We start from the raw sequence: 18,578 nt of genomic DNA, 5'->3' as shown, positions 1-18,578 counted from the left end.
TAACTTAGAATTTAGAAAGATATTGATCTAATTCCCACTGAGTAACGTATATTTTGTACTCATCCCATTCTGCTCTTTTAGCCTCCAAGAATTTTGTATACACATGATCGCCTAATGCTTCTTTTATAACTTCATCCTTTTCTAACTCGTTTAAAGCTTCTTCTAAAGAGCCTGGCAGTCTTTCAATTCCTAAGTTTTCTAATTCTTCTTTATTCATATGGTATATATTTGCATTTACAGGTGGTGGCGGTGTTATATTATTCTTTATACCATCTAATCCTGCTGCCAATGCAACAGCCAAAGCAAGATAAGGATTGCTGGTTGGATCAGGACTTCTAAGCTCTATTCTTGTAGATTCTCCTCTTTTGGCAGGAATTCGTATTAAAGGACTTCTGTTTCTTGCAGACCAAGCAATATTTACAGGAGCTTCATAGCCTGAAACTAGGCGTTTATAAGAATTAACAATAGGGTTAGTAATAGCTGTCATAGCTTTTGCATGTTTTATAATTCCTCCTATATAGTTATAACATACTTTACTTAGCCCTATAGGGTCAGAAGGGTCATAAAAAGCATTTTTACCATCTTTTGTAAGTGACATGTTCATATGCATTCCAGAACCCGCAATGCCAAAAACTGGTTTTGGCATAAAGGTGGCGTGTAACCCATGTTTTTGAGCAATTATTCTTACCACCATTTTAAAAGTCATCACATTGTCAGCAGTAGTTAATGCATCGTCATATTTGAAATCTATCTCATGTTGTCCTGGTCCTACTTCATGATGAGATGCTTCAATTTGAAACCCTAGTTGCTTAAGAGTGGATACCATTTCTTTTCTTGCGCTTTCTCCTAAGTCCACAGGTGCCATGTCAAAATAACTTGCATCGTCTTGAGTTATTGTTGTAAGATTACCCTTTTCATCCGTCAAAAAGAGATAAAACTCGCATTCAGGCCCTACATTAAATTGATAACCTAATTTCTTCGCCTCTTCTAAATTTCTTTTTAAAACATAGCGAGGGTCTCCTTCAAAGGGAGTTCCATCGTAATTGTAAATATCACATATGAGTCTTGCCTCTACACCAGAGTTTGTCCTCCATGGGAAGATCACAAACGTATCAGGATCCGGCCTTAAATACATGTCTGATTCTTCGATTCTCACAAATCCGTCAATTGAAGATCCGTCAAACATAATTTCATTGTTGAGAGCTTTATTTAGTTCTTCTACTGGGATAGAAACATTTTTCATGACTCCAAAGATGTCACTGAATTGAAGATGTACATATTCCACTCCATACTCATTTGCCAGTTTTAAAACATCCTCTTTGCTATATTTTTTACCCATAATCTTCCTCCTCTAATAAATTAAGGGCGCACTCAAATAGGGTGCCAATACCCATTTGAAGACGCCCTTGCCTTCCCTATAAATTATTATTAAATTTTAACTAAGAAATATTATATCACATTTTTTTCACAGTGCAATATAGTTTTAATAATTTTTTGCTATTTTTTCTCTACTAGTATGTCAATGCCATCAATCCAGCCAGAAACTACGTTGAAAAGCCATGCTCCAAAAGCACTAACTATAGAAAAAATTATGCCATAAACTATTCCGCCAATGAGGCCACCAATTATTCCTGCACCAAAAGCTCCAAAGCTGTTTACAAAAAGTCCACCAAATAAACCACCAATGAGTCCCAGAATTAGGCCTATCACAATCCCGTAAATCAAAGTAAATTTAAAAACTGACAAAACAGATATTTTTTTGAGTTTATAATTCCACATTTTAACACCTCCTTCCTTTTTTGAAATTTTAAATGTTTACGTTATAATTATATTATATCCAAAAATAATTATGCCTGTCTGTAGTTTCAGGGGGGATTTTATGAAAAGTTTTACAACAGTTATTCCATTTATAAAAAAGCACAAGTGGAATTACATAATAGGTATAATTTTTTTATTAGCAGTAGACTTGCTTCAAATGATAGTTCCCCATTTACTAGGTTCAGTAACTGATTTATTTAAAAGTAAAGATTTAACTCCAAAAGTACTATTAACGTATTCGTTTTGGATAATAGGTATAGCTATTTTGGTATTTGCTTTTAGATTTATTTGGCGTATGAAAATAATGGGGATGTCAAGGCTTTTGGAAAAAGAACTAAGGGAACAACTTTTTGCTAAGTTTCTTGAACTTTCGCCACAATATTACAATGAACACAAAACAGGTGATTTAATGGCTCATGCCACCAATGACATAAACGCCGTCAGAATGGCAGTAGGACCTGGAATTGTAATGTCTGTAGATGCATTATTTTTAGGCATATCCATAATAATCATAATGATTTTTACTATCGATCCAAAATTGACTATATTAGCACTTCTGCCTTTACCTATTATCGCATTGGTAGTCACTCGCTTTGGCAAACTCATTCACTCAAGATTTTTAAAAGTTCAAGAAGCTTTTTCCTCTTTAACAGATAAAGTTCAAGAAAGCATATCCGGTATCAGAGTTATTAAAGCCTTTGTTCAAGAAAAAGAAGAAATAGAAAACTTCAGACAGGAAAATTTAAGAAATTTTAAAACAAATATGAACATGATTAAAATCTGGGGATTATTTGACCCTACTGTTCAATTTTTAGCAGCATTAAGTTTTACAATAGCTTTGCTTTACGGTGGAATACAAGTAATAAAAGGGATAATCACTTTGGGTGATTTTGTAGCATTTACCAGTTACCTTGGAATGCTCATCTGGCCTATGATGGCTTTTGGCTGGGTGATAAATATTTTTCAAAGAGGTTCTGCTTCTATGGAAAGGCTTAATAAAATTTTCAGTGAAGTACCAGAAATAACCGATAACTATGCAGATCCAAATATTACACTAATTGAAGGAAATATAGAAATAAAAAATCTCTCATTTTCTTATAAAAAAGGCCTACCTCCTGTTTTAAAAAATATAAATATAAGTCTTCCAAAGGGAAAAACTCTGGCTATAATAGGTAAAACCGGCAGTGGTAAAAGCACTCTTGTAAATTTACTTGCAAGACTTTATAAAGTACCGCAAGATACCATATTTATTGATGGGCATGACATCAACGAAATACCTTTAAAAGTTCTAAGACAAAACATGGGTTTTGTACCTCAGGACAACTTTATATTTTCAGATACTATAGCCAATAATATAGCTTTTGTCAATGAAGAACCTCTAGAAAAAATACAAGAATTTGCTTCAATGGCAGATGTACATAAAGATATAATGGACTTTCCACAGCAATATCAAACAATTGTAGGCGAAAGAGGAGTAACTCTCTCAGGCGGTCAAAAGCAAAGGATAGCTATCGCAAGGGCTTTAATAAAAGAACCAAAAATCCTTATTTTAGATGATAGTCTCTCTGCTGTAGATACAAACACAGAAGAAACCATACTAAACAATTTACGCGAATATATGAAAGATAGAACAACTATAATCGTCTCTCATAGAATCTCTACTATAAAAAACGCTGATGAAATTATAGTATTAGATAATGGAGAAATAGTTGAAAGGGGAACCCATGAAGAGCTTATTAAGCTAAAAGGTCTTTATAACAGCATATATGAAAAACAGCAATTAGAAGATGCAATATTAAAAGAGGTTTAAGGCGGTGATAAAATGGAATACCAACAAGAAGAAGTAATGACCAAACCTTTTGACATTAAAATAATGAAAAGGCTTTTGACATACGCTAAACCTTACTGGTTGTACATTTTTATAGCAGCTGTAGGTATACTTTTAGTAACAGCATCAAACCTTTTACGACCATACCTCGTCCAAAAAGCTATTGATAACTATATAAATAATCCTAACATTCCTAAAGTAGAAGCAATAAATGGCGTTACACATATAGGGATTTTGTATTTAATAATCATAACTGTAGCCTTTATCATAAATTATGGACAGATTTATTTGATTCAATACACAGGTCAAAAAATAATTTTTAACTTAAGGCAACAGATATTTGAACATCTACAGAGTTTATCATTATCATTTTTTGATAAAAACCCTGTAGGAAGGTTGGTGACCCGTGTTACAAACGACACTGACACTTTAAATGAATTGTACACAAGTGTTATAGCAAACCTTTTTAATGACATCTTTATAATATTAGGAATAATCATTGCCATGGTAAGTTATAATGTAAAACTTGCATTAATCAGCCTCTCTACTACTCCGTTAATTATTGGAGGAATGTACATATACAGAAAATTAGCTTCACAAGCCTATAGACTTGTAAGAGTTCGCCTTGCCAGAATAAATGCTTTTCTTTCAGAACATATAAGTGGGATGAAAATTGTACAACTTTTTGTAACAGAGCATAAAAAAAGCAAAGAATTTGAAAAAATAAATAAAGATTATTATGACGCTAACATGAGGCAGCTTACAATTTTTGCAATATTCCGTCCTTCTATGGATGTAATATATTCTTTAACTTTGGCTCTTTTAATCTGGTATGGTGGGAAAGACATAATATCTCACAAAATTGAATTTGGCGTACTTTACGCTTTTGTAAATTATCTGCAACAACTGTTTCAGCCAATTTTTGATATATCAGAAAAATATGACATACTTCAATCGGCAATGGCTTCAGCAGAAAGAATTTTTATACTTTTAGATACAAAAGAACAAATAAAGGACCCCGAAAAACCTATTCCTTTAGAAGACATCCAAGGAAAAATAGAATTTAAAAATGTTTGGTTTTCTTACAACGGAAAAGAGTGGGTATTAAAAGATGTAAGTTTTGTGGTCAATCCTGGCGAGACAGTAGCTTTTGTAGGGGCAACTGGTGCAGGAAAAAGCTCTATAATAAGCCTTTTAAGTCGATTTTATGACATACAAAAAGGAGAAATTTTAATTGACGGAATTGACATAAGAAAAGTAAGGCAACAAGATTTAAGAAAACATATAGGTGTTGTATTACAAGATGTCTTTCTTTTTACGGGAGATATTAAATCAAACATAAGACTAAACAACAAAAACATAACAGACAACGATATTTACATGGTAGCAAAATATGTAAATGCTCATCACTTTATAAAAAAACTTCCAGAAGGCTATGAGTCAAAAGTAACCGAAAGAGGCTCTACTTTGTCAGCCGGTCAGAGACAGCTTTTAGCCTTTGCAAGAGCTTTAGCTTTTAATCCAAAAATATTAGTATTAGATGAAGCAACAGCGAATATTGATACAGAAACAGAAAGGCTTATACAAGATGCATTAAAAAAACTAACAAAAGGCCGTACTACCCTTGTAATAGCCCATAGACTATCTACAATACAGCATGCAGATAAAATAATTGTACTTCACAAGGGACGCATAAGAGAAATGGGTACTCACAACGAGCTTTTGCAAAAGAAAGGTCTGTATTATAACTTATATATGTTGCAGTACAAAGACCAATTAATAGAAAAAGAAGCATAAGTAGCATACTAAGATTTATGATGGACATACTATTTTTGAGGTGATAGTATGAGAAAATACTCTAAAATAGTATGTGCCATCTTTATTTTCTTACTTTTATTCAACTTATCAGGCTGTAAAAATAAACAACAAAATAAACCTCAAAAAAAGCCTCAAACAAGTCAAAAAACAGAAGTACCAAAAGAACTATCTAAAATAGAAAAAATATAGAAAAAATAATAAAAGAAGCACAGAAAATAAAGGAAAAACCACAAAGTGATCAGGAAAAACAAAGTGATAAAGAAAAAAAGATAAAAAGGAAGAGGATAAAAAATCACCAAAGAAAACTCCTGAAGATAAATCTTGGGAAGAAATTAACAAAGCAATAAAAGATATTCATACAGATTGGAACTCATTAACTCCTTTAGTTACTAAAGAAGGAGCAAAATTAAATCTAATAAATAGTATGAGTGCCGCTATAAATGACCTTACTATTATAGCAAATAAAAAATCAAAAATTGATGTTTTGATATATGCAAATAATGTGTATAAATATATTCCTGATTTAGAAGACCTTTTTCAAACAGAGGCAACTACTGACATAAAACGATTAAAATTTTACGCTCAAGATATCGCTTTTAAAAGTGAAGTGCAAAAGTGGGAAGAAATTTCAAAAGATTTGATAGATATAAATTCTGTGTGGCAAACTTTTAAGCCAAAACTTCCTAAAGAAGCAAAAAATTCAGCTGACAAATTTGAGGCAGGAATTACTGAATTACAAAAAGCAATAAAATCTCAAAATAAAGTTTTAACTAAAATAAAGGCAGAAGTACTTTTACAAGATATAAAATCTCTTGAAAAAACTGCAAAGCCTAAAAAGTAAAAAATTACTTTTTAGGCTTTTTGTTCATCTGTAATCCTTATTTTATTGACTTCATATAATAATAATGATATATTTTAAATTAAATAAACCTGCTTTAATGCAGTATAATTGAAATATTGTCATAATTTTAGAACTTTAGAGGAGGATAATAATGGGAGTTAATGTAGCAATTGTAGGAGCTACCGGAATGGTAGGTAGGACTTTTCTTAAAGTAATGGAAGATAGAAATTTCCCAGTTGACAAACTTTATTTATTTGCTTCGTCAAAATCTGCAGGTCAAAAAATCACATTTAGAGGTAATGAATACATTGTAGAAGAACTTACTGAAGAAAGTTTTAAAAGAGACATTCAAATCGCTCTTTTTTCTGCTGGTGCAACTATAAGCAAACAATTCGCTCCAATAGCTGCTTCTCATGGCGTAGTCGTAATTGACAATTCCAGCGCTTGGAGAATGGATGAAAATGTACCTTTGGTTGTCCCTGAAGTAAATCCTCAAGACATTTCATGGCACAAAGGAATAATAGCAAATCCCAATTGCTCTACCATTCAAATGGTAGTTCCTTTAAAGCCTCTTCACGACAAATATAAAATAAAAAGAATAGTGGTATCCACCTATCAAGCAGTGTCTGGAGCAGGTAAAAAAGGTGTAGATGACCTTGAAAGAAGTTTAAGAGGAGAACCATGCCAAGTATTCCCTCATCCTATTGCAAACAACTGTATTCCTCACATTGATTCTTTCGCACCAAACGGATACACAAAGGAAGAATTAAAGATGATAAACGAAACCAAGAAGATCATGGGAGATAGTTCAATAAAGGTATCTCCAACCACAGTAAGAGTACCTGTTGCAAACTCTCACAGCGAATCTGTCAATGTAGAATTTGCAAGGCCTTATGAAATGGAAGAACTAATAGAAGTCTTAAAACATGCCCCGGGAGTTGTTGTACAAGACGATCCTCAAAATAATATTTATCCTCTTGCAACTTATGCTACAGGAAAAGATGAAGTTTTTGTAGGTAGAATAAGAAGAGATGAGACAGTTTACAGCGGTCTTAACATGTGGATTGTAGCCGACAACATAAGAAAAGGAGCGGCAACAAATGCCGTTCAAATAGCAGAACTTTTAATTAAAAATATGTGAAAGGAGAATAATTATGCCTGTTTTTAAAGGGTCAGGTGTCGCTATTGTTACTCCATTTAACGAAGAGGGCGTAAATTTTGAAAAACTTGGCGAGCTTATTGAATGGCATATCAAAGAAGGAACTGATGCTATCATCATATGTGGTACCACTGGTGAAGCCTCTACAATGACACAAGAAGAGCAACAAGCGGCAATTAAATTTACAGTAGAGAAAGTCGCCGGAAGAATACCAGTAATTGCAGGGACCGGTTCTAACAACACTGCCCATGCTGTTGAAATGAGTGAATATGCTCAATCTGCAGGTGCTGATGCTCTTTTAGTTATAACACCCTATTACAACAAAACAACACAAAAGGGATTAGTGGCTCACTTTACTGAAATAGCAAGACACGTAGACATACCTATTATTATCTATAATGTCCCCAGCAGGACATCTCTCAACATGCTGCCAGAAACTTATCTTGAATTGAGTAAACATGTAGACAACGTAGTTGGAGTAAAAGAAGCCAGTGGTGACATCGTACAGGTAGCTGAAATTGCCCGCATTATGGGTAAATCTTTTGAAATATACTCAGGAAATGACGACCAAGTAATACCAATAATGTCTTTAGGCGGCTTAGGCGTAATATCCGTCACGGCAAATATAATCCCGGCAAAAATACATGAAATGACAACCGCTTATTTAAATGGAGATATTGAAAGGGCAAGAGACATGCAGTTAGAACTTAATCCTCTAAATAAAGCCCTTTTTATAGAAACAAATCCTATACCCGTAAAAACTGCTATGAACTTAATGGGATTTAATGTAGGACCTTTGCGCCTCCCACTTGTTGAAATGAGCGATAAAAACTTAGAATATCTGAAATCTGTTCTTACAAAATACGGTTTGCTGAAGGAGGCAAATTAATGATTAGAATCATAATTCACGGTTGCAATGGAAAAATGGGAAAAGTAATAACAAAATTGGCAGCAGAAAATCCTGATTTCAAAGTCGTAGCAGGAGTAGATAAAAATACTTCTCCTCTCGACTTTCCTGTTTACAGCGATTTAAAAGATGTAAAAGAAGAAGCAGATGTAGTAATTGACTTTTCATACCATGAAGCTGTACCTAATTTAGTGAAAGCCGCTCTACAAAAGAAGCTTCCTGTAGTCATTGCCACGACTGGACTTAGTGAAGAAGAATTAAAGGTCATAGAAGAAGCATCAAAAGAAATACCGATTTTTAAATCTGCCAATATGTCCCTTGGAGTAAACATACTTATAAACCTTGTAAAAGAAGCTGCAAAAATCTTACAGCAGGATTTTGACATAGAAATAATAGAAAAGCATCACAATATGAAAAAAGACGCTCCAAGTGGCACTGCGTTAATGATTGCAGATAGCATAAACCAAGTGCTAAATGACAAAAAGGAATACGTGTATGGACGCCATACTAAAACTGAACAGAGAAAGCCAAACGAGTTAGGAATACACGCAGTAAGGGGCGGCACAATTGTGGGTGAACATCAAGTAATTTTTGCAGGTCACGATGAAGTAATCACCATAAGTCACTCTGCCCAATCCCGTGAAATTTTTGGTTATGGTGCCCTACAAGCTGCAAAATTCATAATAAATCAAAAACCTGGCTTATATACAATGGAAGACCTTGTGAAGAAAGGATGATAATTTTGAGCACAAATGATAACTTGACAAACCCTTATGAAATTGCAAAATATATCAAAGAAGCGAAAAAAACCACACCTGTTAGAGCTTACATACAAGGGAATATAGAAATTGAAGAAACCGAAGAATTAGAAGTATATGGCTGTGACAACTTTAAAATCGTCTTTGGAGAACTAGATGTCGTTGAAAAATTGATTGAAGCAAATAAAGATAAAATAAAACATTATCGCTTAGAGTACGACCGCAGAAATTCTGCAATTCCTTTGCTGGATATTAAGCATCTTGACGCGAGAATAGAACCAGGTGCAATAATTAGAGATCGAGTAAAAATAGGCAAAAACGCTGTGATAATGATGGGGGCAGTAATAAACATAGGTGCAGAAATTGGTGAAAATTCTATGATAGACATGAACGCAGTAATAGGCGCCAGAGGAATTATAGGCAAAAACGTCCATGTAGGAGCTGGAGCTGTTATAGCCGGGGTATTAGAACCCCCCAGCAGTGTACCAGTTGTGCTTGAAGATAACGTACTTGTCGGGGCAAACGCAGTTATATTAGAAGGAGTAAGAGTAGGTCATGGAGCTGTTGTAGCAGCAGGATCAGTTGTGACAGAAGATGTACCACCTAACACAGTAGTTGCAGGAGTTCCAGCAAAGATTGTAAAAATAGTAGACGACAAAACCCGTGAAAAAACAAAACTCATGGAAGACTTGCGAGGTTAAATAAAACACCCGATTTTGTCGGGTGTTTTAATATTCTATTCCGTATCTCGCTGGTATTCCTTTTTCAAAAGGATGTTTAATCGCTTTCATCTCTGTAACCAAATCCGCTTTTTCAATTATCTCCTGAGGAGCACTCCTTCCTGTCAAAACCAATTCCATCTCCGTCGGTTTCATATCTATTAACTTTAACACATCTTCCACTGTGTACATTTTACTATGTATTGCCGCCATTATCTCATCTAAAATTAAAATATCGCACTTTTTGTTTTGGAGGACATCTACAACAAATTCATAGGCTTTCTTCATATCTTCAGCAAGAATCTTCTTTTCCTCTTCATTTAAACTCCAAAAAAACTTTTCTGTTGATTGAAACCTAAAAACCTTGAAATTTTCAATATTCTTAAGTGTATGCAACTCCCCTGTATCCGTGCCTTTCAGAAATTGTACCATATAAACTTTAAAGCCTCTTCCCACCGCTCTTATGCCAAGTCCAATAGAAGCCGTCGTCTTTCCTTTGCCATCTCCAGTATAAACTTGTATAAGTCCTCTCTCCAAAACTCATTCCCCCTTGTGTCCTCTGTTATTTCCATTCTAACTCTTTTGTAATTCTTTTTCAACCACTTCCATTCTCGTAATAGAAACCTCATAAGCGACCTTTGTAACCACTTCATCGCCCAGTTTTTTTTGGTATTCCCTACTCTGTACTCTTCCCCATAAACGTATACGATCTCCTATTTCTAACTTTTCAGAAAACCTTGCATTTCTTCCCCACGCTATGACAGGTATGTAATCAGATTTGTTATAAGGCCTATTTACCGCAATTAATAAATCAGTTATCTCTCTCCCAAAAGGAGTAGTTCTATAAACAGGTTTTTTACAAATAAAGCCGTCCAAAAAAATTTCATTTGGATTTTTTACTACTTCCTCCTCAGGTATCGTCATTATGTCCCGGGCAAATATGGTCAAAATTAATTTATTTTTCCCTTCTTCTGGAGATTTCCTATTATAAGACCTCAATTGCCCTTCAATCTTTACCCTTGTGCCTACCTGTAAATTCATACCTTCAAACAGGCGGTTAGAAATAGTAACCGGAAGATAATCCTTTGTTTCACTCAATCTTGGCACTTCCAAAATAAAATTAAAAAATTCTTCGCCATATAGTTCATGACTGTACTCTAAATCAGTAAAAATTTTTCCTACAACTACAACTACGTTGTTCTCCAAAAAGTTGCCTGCCATGTGTTCACTCTCCCCTTCCCCTTATGTGTCCTTCTAAAAATATATATTAAAATTGGAAAGCATTTATGACAGGTGGCAAAAGTAATCGTTAAAATTATCTTCAAAAAATTTATCACCGCCCACTATTCTCAAAGGTTTTAACCACATTTTGTATATCTTTAATTTCATATCCTAAAATTAATAATACAGTTATTACAAATAATGAGTTATATATATTATACTGTCCAGGAACTTTTATTTCAACAGGTATTTCCATTGGCTCTATCAATTTGCCCTTTAAATTAAAAAAAGTCCTTTGTACGCAATAATTAAATTCATAACCTTCATCTTCATAAGATATTGAAGAAGCAGTAATGGAAGATTTTGGATTTAAACCGCATGTTATAAGGGTAGAATTTATTCCCTGTGCAAAGAGTTTATTTGATAGCTCATCATCTGCATTTGTTATTATAATACCGCTCGGAAAATTATAAATATAATTTTTTAACTTGTGAAAATCCTCATCACATAGAATATCAGAGATAATTAAAATATCTGCTCTCTCTTTATAATTCTTTAACTCTTCTATCACAATTTCTTTAGAATGTACACAGTAGGATAAAAATTTTATAATAGAACTTTTTTCTGAACTTCCTCCTACAAATATATGTACCATATAATCAGCTCCTATTTTTAATGCTATTCTTATTCTTTTACAAAAGTAAAATTTTATAATGTAAAATATATGCAATATAGGAAGGCTTCTGCCTTCCTATATTGCAAACCAGTGGTGTCCTATCACATTTGTAATTGTCCTTGTCCATATCCACCAAGAAGTTGAAGTAGCTGGATTGAAGAAGTATAGGGCTCCTCCTGTTGGGTCCCATCCGGCTAAAGCTGCATCTGCTGCTTTAAAAGCTGTAAGGTCAGGTTCATGATTGAAAAATTCACCATTCGTTACAGACTCAAAAGCATCTGGCTGATATATAACTCCTGCTACAGTATTTGGGAAAATACCGCTTTTTACTCTATTCAAAATCACCGCACCTACAGCGACCTGACCCTCAAAGCTTTCTCCACGAGCTTCAGCATAAATCATTTTTGCGATTAAATATCTGTCAACAAGATAATTGTAATAAGCACTATTTTCATCTACTGGCACCACTAATTTTTCACCAGGATATATCAAATCGCTCCAATTCCCATTTGCCTGTTTTATGTTATTTACATCACTACCATACCATTTCGCTATTAAATACAATGATTCACCTTTTGAAACAACGTGGATTTTGTCGTAAGCGTACGCCGAAGTAATTCCTCCAAATAGCATTATAAATATCATTAAATATACTACAGCAATTTTCAAAATTTTATTCTTCATCATGAGTTTCCTCCTTTCTATTGTTGCGCAATAGCAGGAGTTAATTCGATTACAATTATAAACTCTCGCATCAATATTGTCATCCTTTGTATTTCCCGATAATTCTCCGTTAATTAAAAATATCTCCAGAATGATATATTATAGTGATATATTCTTAGATATACTAATCTATGGATGATTCCCATTTTTCCCAAAATTATCACCCAACATAATTTCAAATATTTCTACTATTCCTTTTTCTTTTAACTCATTATACTTCATAGCAATAAACTCATAAAAATCATATTTGTCTATTTCCCTTTCAATTTCAGAGGAAATGATTAAAAATTTATCAAAATTTATCGTTTTACTTTTCCCTACATTAAAATAAACGGAGGGCAACAGAGTAAGATCAATTTTTAAAAAATTTCTCTTCGTTTCGTAATTCATTAAAAAAGCTTTAGAACAAAGCAATTGAATGATAGATTTTAATTCTCCAATATTTCCCTCATACTGCAAAGACAAAAGTAAAGAAATTAACTCTGGATGTACAATAATATTTAAGTTTAGCCGTTTGGCTTCTTCTTTAAAAAGGTAAACAATTATCTCAATTTTCTCGTTTAGAGGCCTTCCCTCAAAAGATGGCAGTTGGATGATAACTGGTATTCGTCTCATAAAAGTTTTTAAAAGAAAAGAATCAGGTTTTTCTGTAGTAGCTGCTACAATCATTAAGTTAGCCGTTCTTTCAACAGTATCTCCTAATCTCCGATATACTCCTTTGTCAATAAGATAAAATAACATTTCTTGGCCTTCTGGAGGTAATCTGTGAACCTCGTCAAGGAATAATATCCCTTTATCGGCTTTTTCGACTAAACCTATCTTATCTACATCAGCTCCAGTATAGGCTCCTTTAACATGTCCAAACAAATGAGACATAAGAAGTTGAGGATTGTTATAGTAATCCGCACAGTTTAATACTTCAAGAGGTCCTACCCTACCATTTTGAAGACTGAATTTGTACATCATCTCTGCGAAAAAAGATTTACCAGAGCCAGGCGGTCCTATGATAAGAGTGTGGAGCCCATAAGGAGGATATAATACAGCTGCTTTGGCCTGTTCTATTTGTCCTTTGAGGCTGCCATCATGTCCTATTATATTTTCAAAAGCACATTCTTTTTCTTTCCTTAAGTTTAAAAAATCAATTAAGTCTTTTAGAAGCATTTCTTCCTTAACCTTATTCCCTAAAAAATAAGCCAATCTATTTTTTTCAATATAATACACAGGTTTTGAAATAATTTTAACTATTTTCCCTTCTCTTACAAGATGATTTAAAATAAAAGACACATTTGGTCGAGCCATTTTTAGCAATTGTGCTACTTCTTCTGTAGTGATTCCACCTTTTCTACTTATCAAAAATTTTTGAATATCAAATTCTTTACTTTTTTCTACAATAATATTATAAATTTTTTCCTTATTAGTCATATAAAACACCACTTCCTTAATTAATAAACCTCCTACCAAAAGGCAGGAGGTTATATATAAATGTTGGTAGCCCGGCTATCATAGCAAAACTGTTGCATTAGACCCGTAGCTTTGCGTCCCCGCCTTTCGACGAGTTTGCCTTTTTCAACAAAAATTTATCTAATTTTCCTATATTACTATTTCGACATAAATATGAATTTTCCTTCTATTTTTAAAAAAGATTTTTTCTACATAATTCGTTAAATTTATACTAATTTCTAAATGTATGTGTTTTATGCATTCTTTTGTGTATCAAAAATGTGTATAAAAAATTATACACATTAAAAACTTTTATTAATTTTGTCTATATACAGTAAATTGGCATAAAAATTGCTTGAGTTTTATTATAGAAAATAAATCTTACAGAAAGGAGATGATGAATAGAAGAAAGAAACAGTTTCACTTAGCGACTAGAAGGGCTGACTTAAATTTTAAAAAATATTAAATTTTTAAGGAGGTAAGAAAAAATGAAGAGCCGACAAACATTAAAAGCTTTACTGGCTTTTGTGTTAATTGTAGCTTTAATGTCGCTAAGTGGAGTATTAGTCCAAGCTCAGCCCAACTTAACAAACTTATCTGGCGACTCTCCAACAAAAAATTACTCGCCTCAAATTCAAAAAGTTTTAATGCAAGATTCTAACAAAAACAAAATCTTTGATAACTTGGAAGCAAAGCTTCCTGATAAGCTTGACAGTGCGGAATTCCCTGTCATAATAACCTTCAACAAAAACATAGATGATAACGAACTATTAAATATTTCTAAATCCATTGGAAAGTTTAATATAAAGCATAAATACAAAATTATTCCAGGAGTTGCTGCTACTTTAACTAAAGGACAAATAAACGCTTTGTCAAAATTAGATATAGTAAAGCAAATTGAGTATGACGAGCCTGTATATGCGACATTAGACACTGCAACAAAATGGTTTGGCGTTACAAAAGCGAGAAGTGACTTTGGCGTAACTGGAGACAAAGATGGTAATCCTTCCTCTTACTCCAAGAATGATATAGTAATAGCAGTTATTGATACAGGTATTGATGGATCCCATGTTGACCTTGCTGGTGGCAAAATAATAGGATGGCAAGATTTTGTAAACGGTAAAACTACCCCTTACGATGATAATGGACATGGAACTCATGTAGCAAGCATTGCGGCAGGCACTGGGACAGGGAACAGCCTTTATACAGGTGTTGCTCCTGGTGCAGCTTTGGTAGGAATAAAAGTACTCGATTCAAATGGAAGCGGAAGTATGAGCACTGTAACTGCAGGGATTGACTGGGCTGTTCAAAACAAAGACGTATATGGAATTAAAGTCATAAATTTAAGCCTTGGAACTTCTACAAGTTCTGATGGAACTGACTCTACCTCATTAGCAGTAAACAGCGCCGTAAATAGCGGAATTGTAGTAGTAGTTGCAGCTGGAAATTCAGGCCCTGCAAGGTACACCATAGGATCACCTGGTGCAGCAGAAAAAGCCATAACCGTTGCAGCAATGGCGGATGTAGGAGAACTTGGATTCAACCTTGCAAGCTTCTCCAGCCGTGGTCCCACAGCTGACGGAAGGATAAAACCTGACATTGCAGCACCCGGATACAATATAACTGCCGCAAAAGCAAACTCTATAAATGGTTATGTGACATACAGTGGCACAAGCATGGCAACACCTTTTGTAGCAGGTACAGTAGCCCTTATGCTCAATGCAAATATAAGCCTTGCACCACTTGATGTAAAAAATATAATAATGACTACTGCAAAAAGTTGGGGGCCTCCAAGCAAAAACATTGACTATGGTGTAGGAAGATTGGATGCATATGAAGCAATTAAAACAGCTGGAAATTTCACAGGAACTAATATATCTGTGCCAAACCACTATTATGCTAAAGATTCACTCCCTGGGTCTCGTTACAGTGACATTTGGACATTTAACGTGACAGACACATCATATCCTATTGCAATAACTTTCATAATACCTGATTGGGCAAACTATAACCCTGATTTCGATATATACCTCTATGACCCCACCGGTACTCTTGTTAAAAGTTCAACTGGAACACAAAGGCAGGAAACAATAACATATATTCCGACACAAACGGGAACCTATTATATCAAAGTATATTCATATAGAGGCAGTGGAAATTATTACTTTGATTTAAGTACGGGCGGCGGTTCACTCACCCTTTCAAATAACGATATATAAAAATTAAAGAAGTATGGTGCCGATTGGCTCCATACTTCTTTAATTTTTGCGACTTTCTACTTTATTTTCTCCTTTTTCAAGTAAAATTTTTTCGTCAAAGTAGTAGATTTCTATAGGCTCTCCTTCTAATAGTACAAACACAACATTTTCTTTGGTTAATTTGACATTTATTTTTCTACCTTTGTATCTCACATTAAAAGAGAGCAAATTCCATTCTTTTGGCAATCTCGGTTCAAAATGCAGTTCATTTGTATAAACCCTCATTCCACCAAAGCCATTCACAACTGCGCTCCATGTTCCCGCCATAGAAGCAGCATGAATTCCGTCCTTAACATTGTCATTGTAGTCGTCCAAATCCATTCTTGCAGTCATCATAAAGTATTTATAAGCTTTGTCAGTATATCCTATTTCATTGGCTAGTATGCTAAATATAGCTGGCGACAAGGAGGAGTCGTGAGTGGTAATAGGTTCATAATAATCGTAATTCTTTTTAAGTTCATCTTTAGTAAATTTTTCTCTCTGTAAAAACATCAAAAGCAACACATCAGGCTGTTTACATATTTGATATCTGTAAATATTTAGGTAATGCCAGTGCAACAAAAGTGGAAATTGATCTTGTGGTATTTCATCCACTGTTATCCTTTCTTTATACAAAAAGCTGTCATCCTGTGGTATAATATCAAGTTCTTTTGAATAAGGAAGGTACATATTGTCAGCAGCTTTTTTCCACGCATTAATTTCTTGATCTTTTAGATTTAACTTAGAAGCAATTTTTTGGTATTTCTCAGGCACTTCTTTTTTCATTTTATTTGCAATATCATAAGCGTATTCCAAATTCATCTTTGCCATGTAATTAGTATAGGCGTTATTATCAACCAATGCAGTGTACTCATCTGGACCAGTTACACAGTTTATGCAAAATTTATTGTCTTTAAGAGGAATATACGCCCCTAAATCTTCCCAAAACCTTGCTGTCTCAAACACTATTTCACAGCCATAGTCATAAAGAAAATCCACGTCATTCGTCGCTTCTACATATCTTTTCAAAGCATAAACTATATCAGCATTTATGTGATACTGTGCCGTACCAGCTGGAAAGTAAGCAGAACATTCAGGACCATCTATCGTTCTCCAAGGATACAAAGCTCCTTTGTGACCTAATTCCTTTGCCCTGGATCTTGCTGCATCCAAAAGATTATACCTGTACATTACCAAAGCTTTTGCAATTTCAGGCTTTGTATAAAGAAAGAAAGGCATTATATAGATATCAGAATCCCAAAAATAATGGCCTTCATAACCTTCTCCAGTCAGCCCTTTTGCTGCAATATTTGTCTTTCCATCTCTTCCGACAGATTGAAGTAGATGAAATTCATTAAAGCGTATGCCTTGCTGCAGAGCTTTATCTCCTTCTATGATTACATCAGCATCTTTCCAAAAAGAATTCAAAAATTCTTCCTGCTCTTTTTCTATCGTTTCAAAGCCGTCATTTTTGGCTTTTTCTATTTCTTCTAAAGCAAGAACAACTAATTTATTTTCATCAAAATCCTTTGAAGTGTAATAGGAAATAAATTTATTCAATGTGTATGAGGTGCCTTTTTCAGCCTCTAGATCTACAATTACTTTTACTCCATCTTCTTCTAAACTATTTGAGACTTCATATTTACTATCTCCCACTAATACATTGTCTATCGCGCAAACATAGGAGAAATTACTCTTTTGCGTCTTTTGAACAATCCACCCTTTTAAACCCTCTACACTTTTATCTATAGTCTTTAAAACCTTTCCTTTTAAATTTGACCCTACTCTTACATCTTCACTATCATTTATATTTGAAACATTTCCGTCAATAGCGGAAACAAATCTAATTTTTCCGGTAAAATTTACAGGTTCCACAGTAAAAGAAATCGCCGCTAAATGTTGTCTATTTAATGATACAATTCTCTTTATTTTTACCTCTAAAATTTTTCCTGTAGGGGATTCCCATTTTACTTTTCTTTCTACAAAACCTTTCTTCATGTCAAGTACTCTCTCATAAAAGAGGATTTTCCCTTGTAACAAATCAAACTTTTCCCCATCTACATATAATTTTATTATTTTACTATCAGCCACATTTAACATCGTCTGCCCTATTTTTGCAAAACCATATCCCCCTTCAGGGTAAACTATATCGTGTATTTCATAAAATCCATTGATATACGTCCCATTAAAAGAGGTATTTTTAGGCCCTGAATATCCTTCTTCAAAAGTTCCTCTCATTCCAATATATCCATTTGCTAAAGCAAAAATAGTTTCATTTCTGTAGTTAGTGTCTATACTAAACTGCGTCTCTCTTATAACCCAATCTTCAAAAGGGTAAATTGGTTTCTTCGTTTTGTTGGCCATATCCATCCTCCACTCTTACTTTATTCAAAATTTTAGTCGGAAACAAAGTCGTTTCCGACTAAAAACAAT

Annotated in this window: 15 protein-coding genes, 1 pseudogene and 1 riboswitch; of the genes and pseudogenes, 8 read left to right on the top strand and 8 right to left on the bottom strand. The window is 34.0% G+C overall.

The window, feature by feature from the left end; all coding sequences use genetic code 11:
• Positions 1–4: 4 nt before the first annotated feature.
• Together glnA and THESIDRAFT1_RS09280 are read right to left on the bottom strand one after the other, a co-directional pair.
• The gene (gene glnA / locus THESIDRAFT1_RS09285) at positions 5–1,339 is read right to left on the bottom strand and encodes a type I glutamate--ammonia ligase (RefSeq protein ID WP_003870303.1); all 1,335 of its coding nucleotides are present in this window, start codon (positions 1,337–1,339) and stop codon (positions 5–7) included.
• A gap of 158 nt (positions 1,340–1,497) precedes the next feature.
• Entirely contained in the window at positions 1,498–1,779 is a 282-nt protein-coding gene (locus THESIDRAFT1_RS09280; protein ID WP_006570213.1) for a hypothetical protein, read from the bottom strand.
• A gap of 100 nt (positions 1,780–1,879) precedes the next feature.
• On the opposite strand from THESIDRAFT1_RS09280, the gene THESIDRAFT1_RS09275 reads away from it, so the two are divergent.
• The 7 genes and pseudogenes from THESIDRAFT1_RS09275 (at position 1,880) to dapD (ending at position 9,830) form a co-directional block, all read left to right on the top strand.
• Positions 1,880–3,628, top strand: a complete 1,749-nt coding sequence (locus THESIDRAFT1_RS09275; protein WP_006570212.1) for an ABC transporter ATP-binding protein — start codon at positions 1,880–1,882, stop codon at positions 3,626–3,628.
• A gap of 12 nt (positions 3,629–3,640) precedes the next feature.
• Entirely contained in the window at positions 3,641–5,443 is a 1,803-nt protein-coding gene (locus tag THESIDRAFT1_RS09270; RefSeq protein WP_003870306.1) for an ABC transporter ATP-binding protein, read from the top strand.
• Between the two features lie 48 nt (positions 5,444–5,491).
• A pseudogene (locus tag THESIDRAFT1_RS14775) lies at positions 5,492–6,305 on the top strand (hypothetical protein).
• Between the two features lie 151 nt (positions 6,306–6,456).
• Positions 6,457–7,446 (top strand): aspartate-semialdehyde dehydrogenase, encoded by a 990-nt coding sequence (locus THESIDRAFT1_RS09260; RefSeq protein WP_003870308.1) that lies wholly within the window; start codon positions 6,457–6,459, stop codon positions 7,444–7,446.
• Between the two features lie 13 nt (positions 7,447–7,459).
• The gene (dapA, locus tag THESIDRAFT1_RS09255) at positions 7,460–8,353 is read left to right on the top strand and encodes a 4-hydroxy-tetrahydrodipicolinate synthase (RefSeq protein ID WP_003870309.1); all 894 of its coding nucleotides are present in this window, start codon (positions 7,460–7,462) and stop codon (positions 8,351–8,353) included.
• On the top strand, positions 8,353–9,108 hold the full coding sequence (gene dapB / locus THESIDRAFT1_RS09250) for a 4-hydroxy-tetrahydrodipicolinate reductase (protein WP_003870310.1): 756 nt from the start codon (positions 8,353–8,355) through the stop codon (positions 9,106–9,108). The genes dapA and dapB overlap by 1 nt, the downstream gene beginning before the upstream one ends.
• Positions 9,105–9,830: a 2,3,4,5-tetrahydropyridine-2,6-dicarboxylate N-acetyltransferase gene (gene dapD, locus THESIDRAFT1_RS09245; protein ID WP_003870311.1), complete on the top strand. Its 726-nt coding sequence runs from the start codon at positions 9,105–9,107 to the stop codon at positions 9,828–9,830. The genes dapB and dapD overlap by 4 nt, the downstream gene beginning before the upstream one ends.
• A 27-nt stretch (positions 9,831–9,857) precedes the next feature.
• On the opposite strand, the gene THESIDRAFT1_RS09240 is transcribed toward dapD, so the two are convergent.
• The 5 genes from THESIDRAFT1_RS09240 to THESIDRAFT1_RS09220 all read right to left on the bottom strand — a co-directional run bounded on the left by THESIDRAFT1_RS09240 (position 9,858) and on the right by THESIDRAFT1_RS09220 (position 13,890).
• Complete coding sequence (locus tag THESIDRAFT1_RS09240) at positions 9,858–10,385, bottom strand: cob(I)yrinic acid a,c-diamide adenosyltransferase (protein WP_003870312.1); 528 nt, start codon at positions 10,383–10,385, stop codon at positions 9,858–9,860.
• Positions 10,386–10,421: 36 nt separating this feature from the next.
• The gene (locus tag THESIDRAFT1_RS09235) at positions 10,422–11,069 is read right to left on the bottom strand and encodes a single-stranded DNA-binding protein (RefSeq protein ID WP_003870313.1); all 648 of its coding nucleotides are present in this window, start codon (positions 11,067–11,069) and stop codon (positions 10,422–10,424) included.
• A 112-nt stretch (positions 11,070–11,181) separates the two neighbouring features.
• The gene (locus THESIDRAFT1_RS09230; RefSeq protein ID WP_004397096.1) at positions 11,182–11,724 is read right to left on the bottom strand and encodes a Mur ligase family protein; all 543 of its coding nucleotides are present in this window, start codon (positions 11,722–11,724) and stop codon (positions 11,182–11,184) included.
• A gap of 96 nt (positions 11,725–11,820) precedes the next feature.
• Positions 11,821–12,429, bottom strand: coding sequence for a cell wall hydrolase (locus tag THESIDRAFT1_RS09225; protein WP_006570210.1), 609 nt, complete (start codon positions 12,427–12,429; stop codon positions 11,821–11,823).
• Positions 12,430–12,597: 168 nt separating this feature from the next.
• The gene (locus THESIDRAFT1_RS09220; RefSeq protein ID WP_208854058.1) at positions 12,598–13,890 is read right to left on the bottom strand and encodes a sigma 54-interacting transcriptional regulator; all 1,293 of its coding nucleotides are present in this window, start codon (positions 13,888–13,890) and stop codon (positions 12,598–12,600) included.
• Between the two features lie 62 nt (positions 13,891–13,952).
• A riboswitch (cyclic di-GMP riboswitch) is annotated at positions 13,953–14,040 on the bottom strand.
• A gap of 356 nt (positions 14,041–14,396) precedes the next feature.
• On the opposite strand from THESIDRAFT1_RS09220, the gene THESIDRAFT1_RS09215 reads away from it, so the two are divergent.
• The gene (locus tag THESIDRAFT1_RS09215) at positions 14,397–16,127 is read left to right on the top strand and encodes a S8 family serine peptidase (RefSeq protein WP_006570208.1); all 1,731 of its coding nucleotides are present in this window, start codon (positions 14,397–14,399) and stop codon (positions 16,125–16,127) included.
• A gap of 39 nt (positions 16,128–16,166) precedes the next feature.
• Here the strand turns inward: THESIDRAFT1_RS09215 and THESIDRAFT1_RS09210 are convergent, their stop codons facing one another.
• Positions 16,167–18,509, bottom strand: coding sequence for a glycoside hydrolase family 65 protein (locus THESIDRAFT1_RS09210; protein WP_006570207.1), 2,343 nt, complete (start codon positions 18,507–18,509; stop codon positions 16,167–16,169).
• Between the last annotated feature and the right edge of the window lie 69 nt (positions 18,510–18,578).

It is taken from the genome of Thermoanaerobacter siderophilus SR4 (assembly GCF_000262445.1).
Taxonomy (GTDB): domain Bacteria; phylum Bacillota; class Thermoanaerobacteria; order Thermoanaerobacterales; family Thermoanaerobacteraceae; genus Thermoanaerobacter; species Thermoanaerobacter ethanolicus.
Note: the sequence above shows the minus strand (reverse complement) of the source record. Positions and strands in the feature narration are given on the sequence as shown.

Coding starts and splice junctions, on each gene's coding strand:
- glnA (WP_003870303.1), bottom strand. CDS start 1,339: ATGGGTAAAAAATATAGCAAAGAGGATGTTTTAAAACTGGCAAATGAG.
- THESIDRAFT1_RS09280 (WP_006570213.1), bottom strand. CDS start 1,779: ATGTGGAATTATAAACTCAAAAAAATATCTGTTTTGTCAGTTTTTAAA.
- THESIDRAFT1_RS09275 (WP_006570212.1), top strand. CDS start 1,880: ATGAAAAGTTTTACAACAGTTATTCCATTTATAAAAAAGCACAAGTGG.
- THESIDRAFT1_RS09270 (WP_003870306.1), top strand. CDS start 3,641: ATGGAATACCAACAAGAAGAAGTAATGACCAAACCTTTTGACATTAAA.
- THESIDRAFT1_RS09260 (WP_003870308.1), top strand. CDS start 6,457: ATGGGAGTTAATGTAGCAATTGTAGGAGCTACCGGAATGGTAGGTAGG.
- dapA (WP_003870309.1), top strand. CDS start 7,460: ATGCCTGTTTTTAAAGGGTCAGGTGTCGCTATTGTTACTCCATTTAAC.
- dapB (WP_003870310.1), top strand. CDS start 8,353: ATGATTAGAATCATAATTCACGGTTGCAATGGAAAAATGGGAAAAGTA.
- dapD (WP_003870311.1), top strand. CDS start 9,105: ATGATAATTTTGAGCACAAATGATAACTTGACAAACCCTTATGAAATT.
- THESIDRAFT1_RS09235 (WP_003870313.1), bottom strand. CDS start 11,069: ATGGCAGGCAACTTTTTGGAGAACAACGTAGTTGTAGTTGTAGGAAAA.
- THESIDRAFT1_RS09230 (WP_004397096.1), bottom strand. CDS start 11,724: ATGGTACATATATTTGTAGGAGGAAGTTCAGAAAAAAGTTCTATTATA.
- THESIDRAFT1_RS09225 (WP_006570210.1), bottom strand. CDS start 12,429: ATGAAGAATAAAATTTTGAAAATTGCTGTAGTATATTTAATGATATTT.
- THESIDRAFT1_RS09220 (WP_208854058.1), bottom strand. CDS start 13,890: ATGACTAATAAGGAAAAAATTTATAATATTATTGTAGAAAAAAGTAAA.
- THESIDRAFT1_RS09215 (WP_006570208.1), top strand. CDS start 14,397: ATGAAGAGCCGACAAACATTAAAAGCTTTACTGGCTTTTGTGTTAATT.
- THESIDRAFT1_RS09210 (WP_006570207.1), bottom strand. CDS start 18,509: ATGGCCAACAAAACGAAGAAACCAATTTACCCTTTTGAAGATTGGGTT.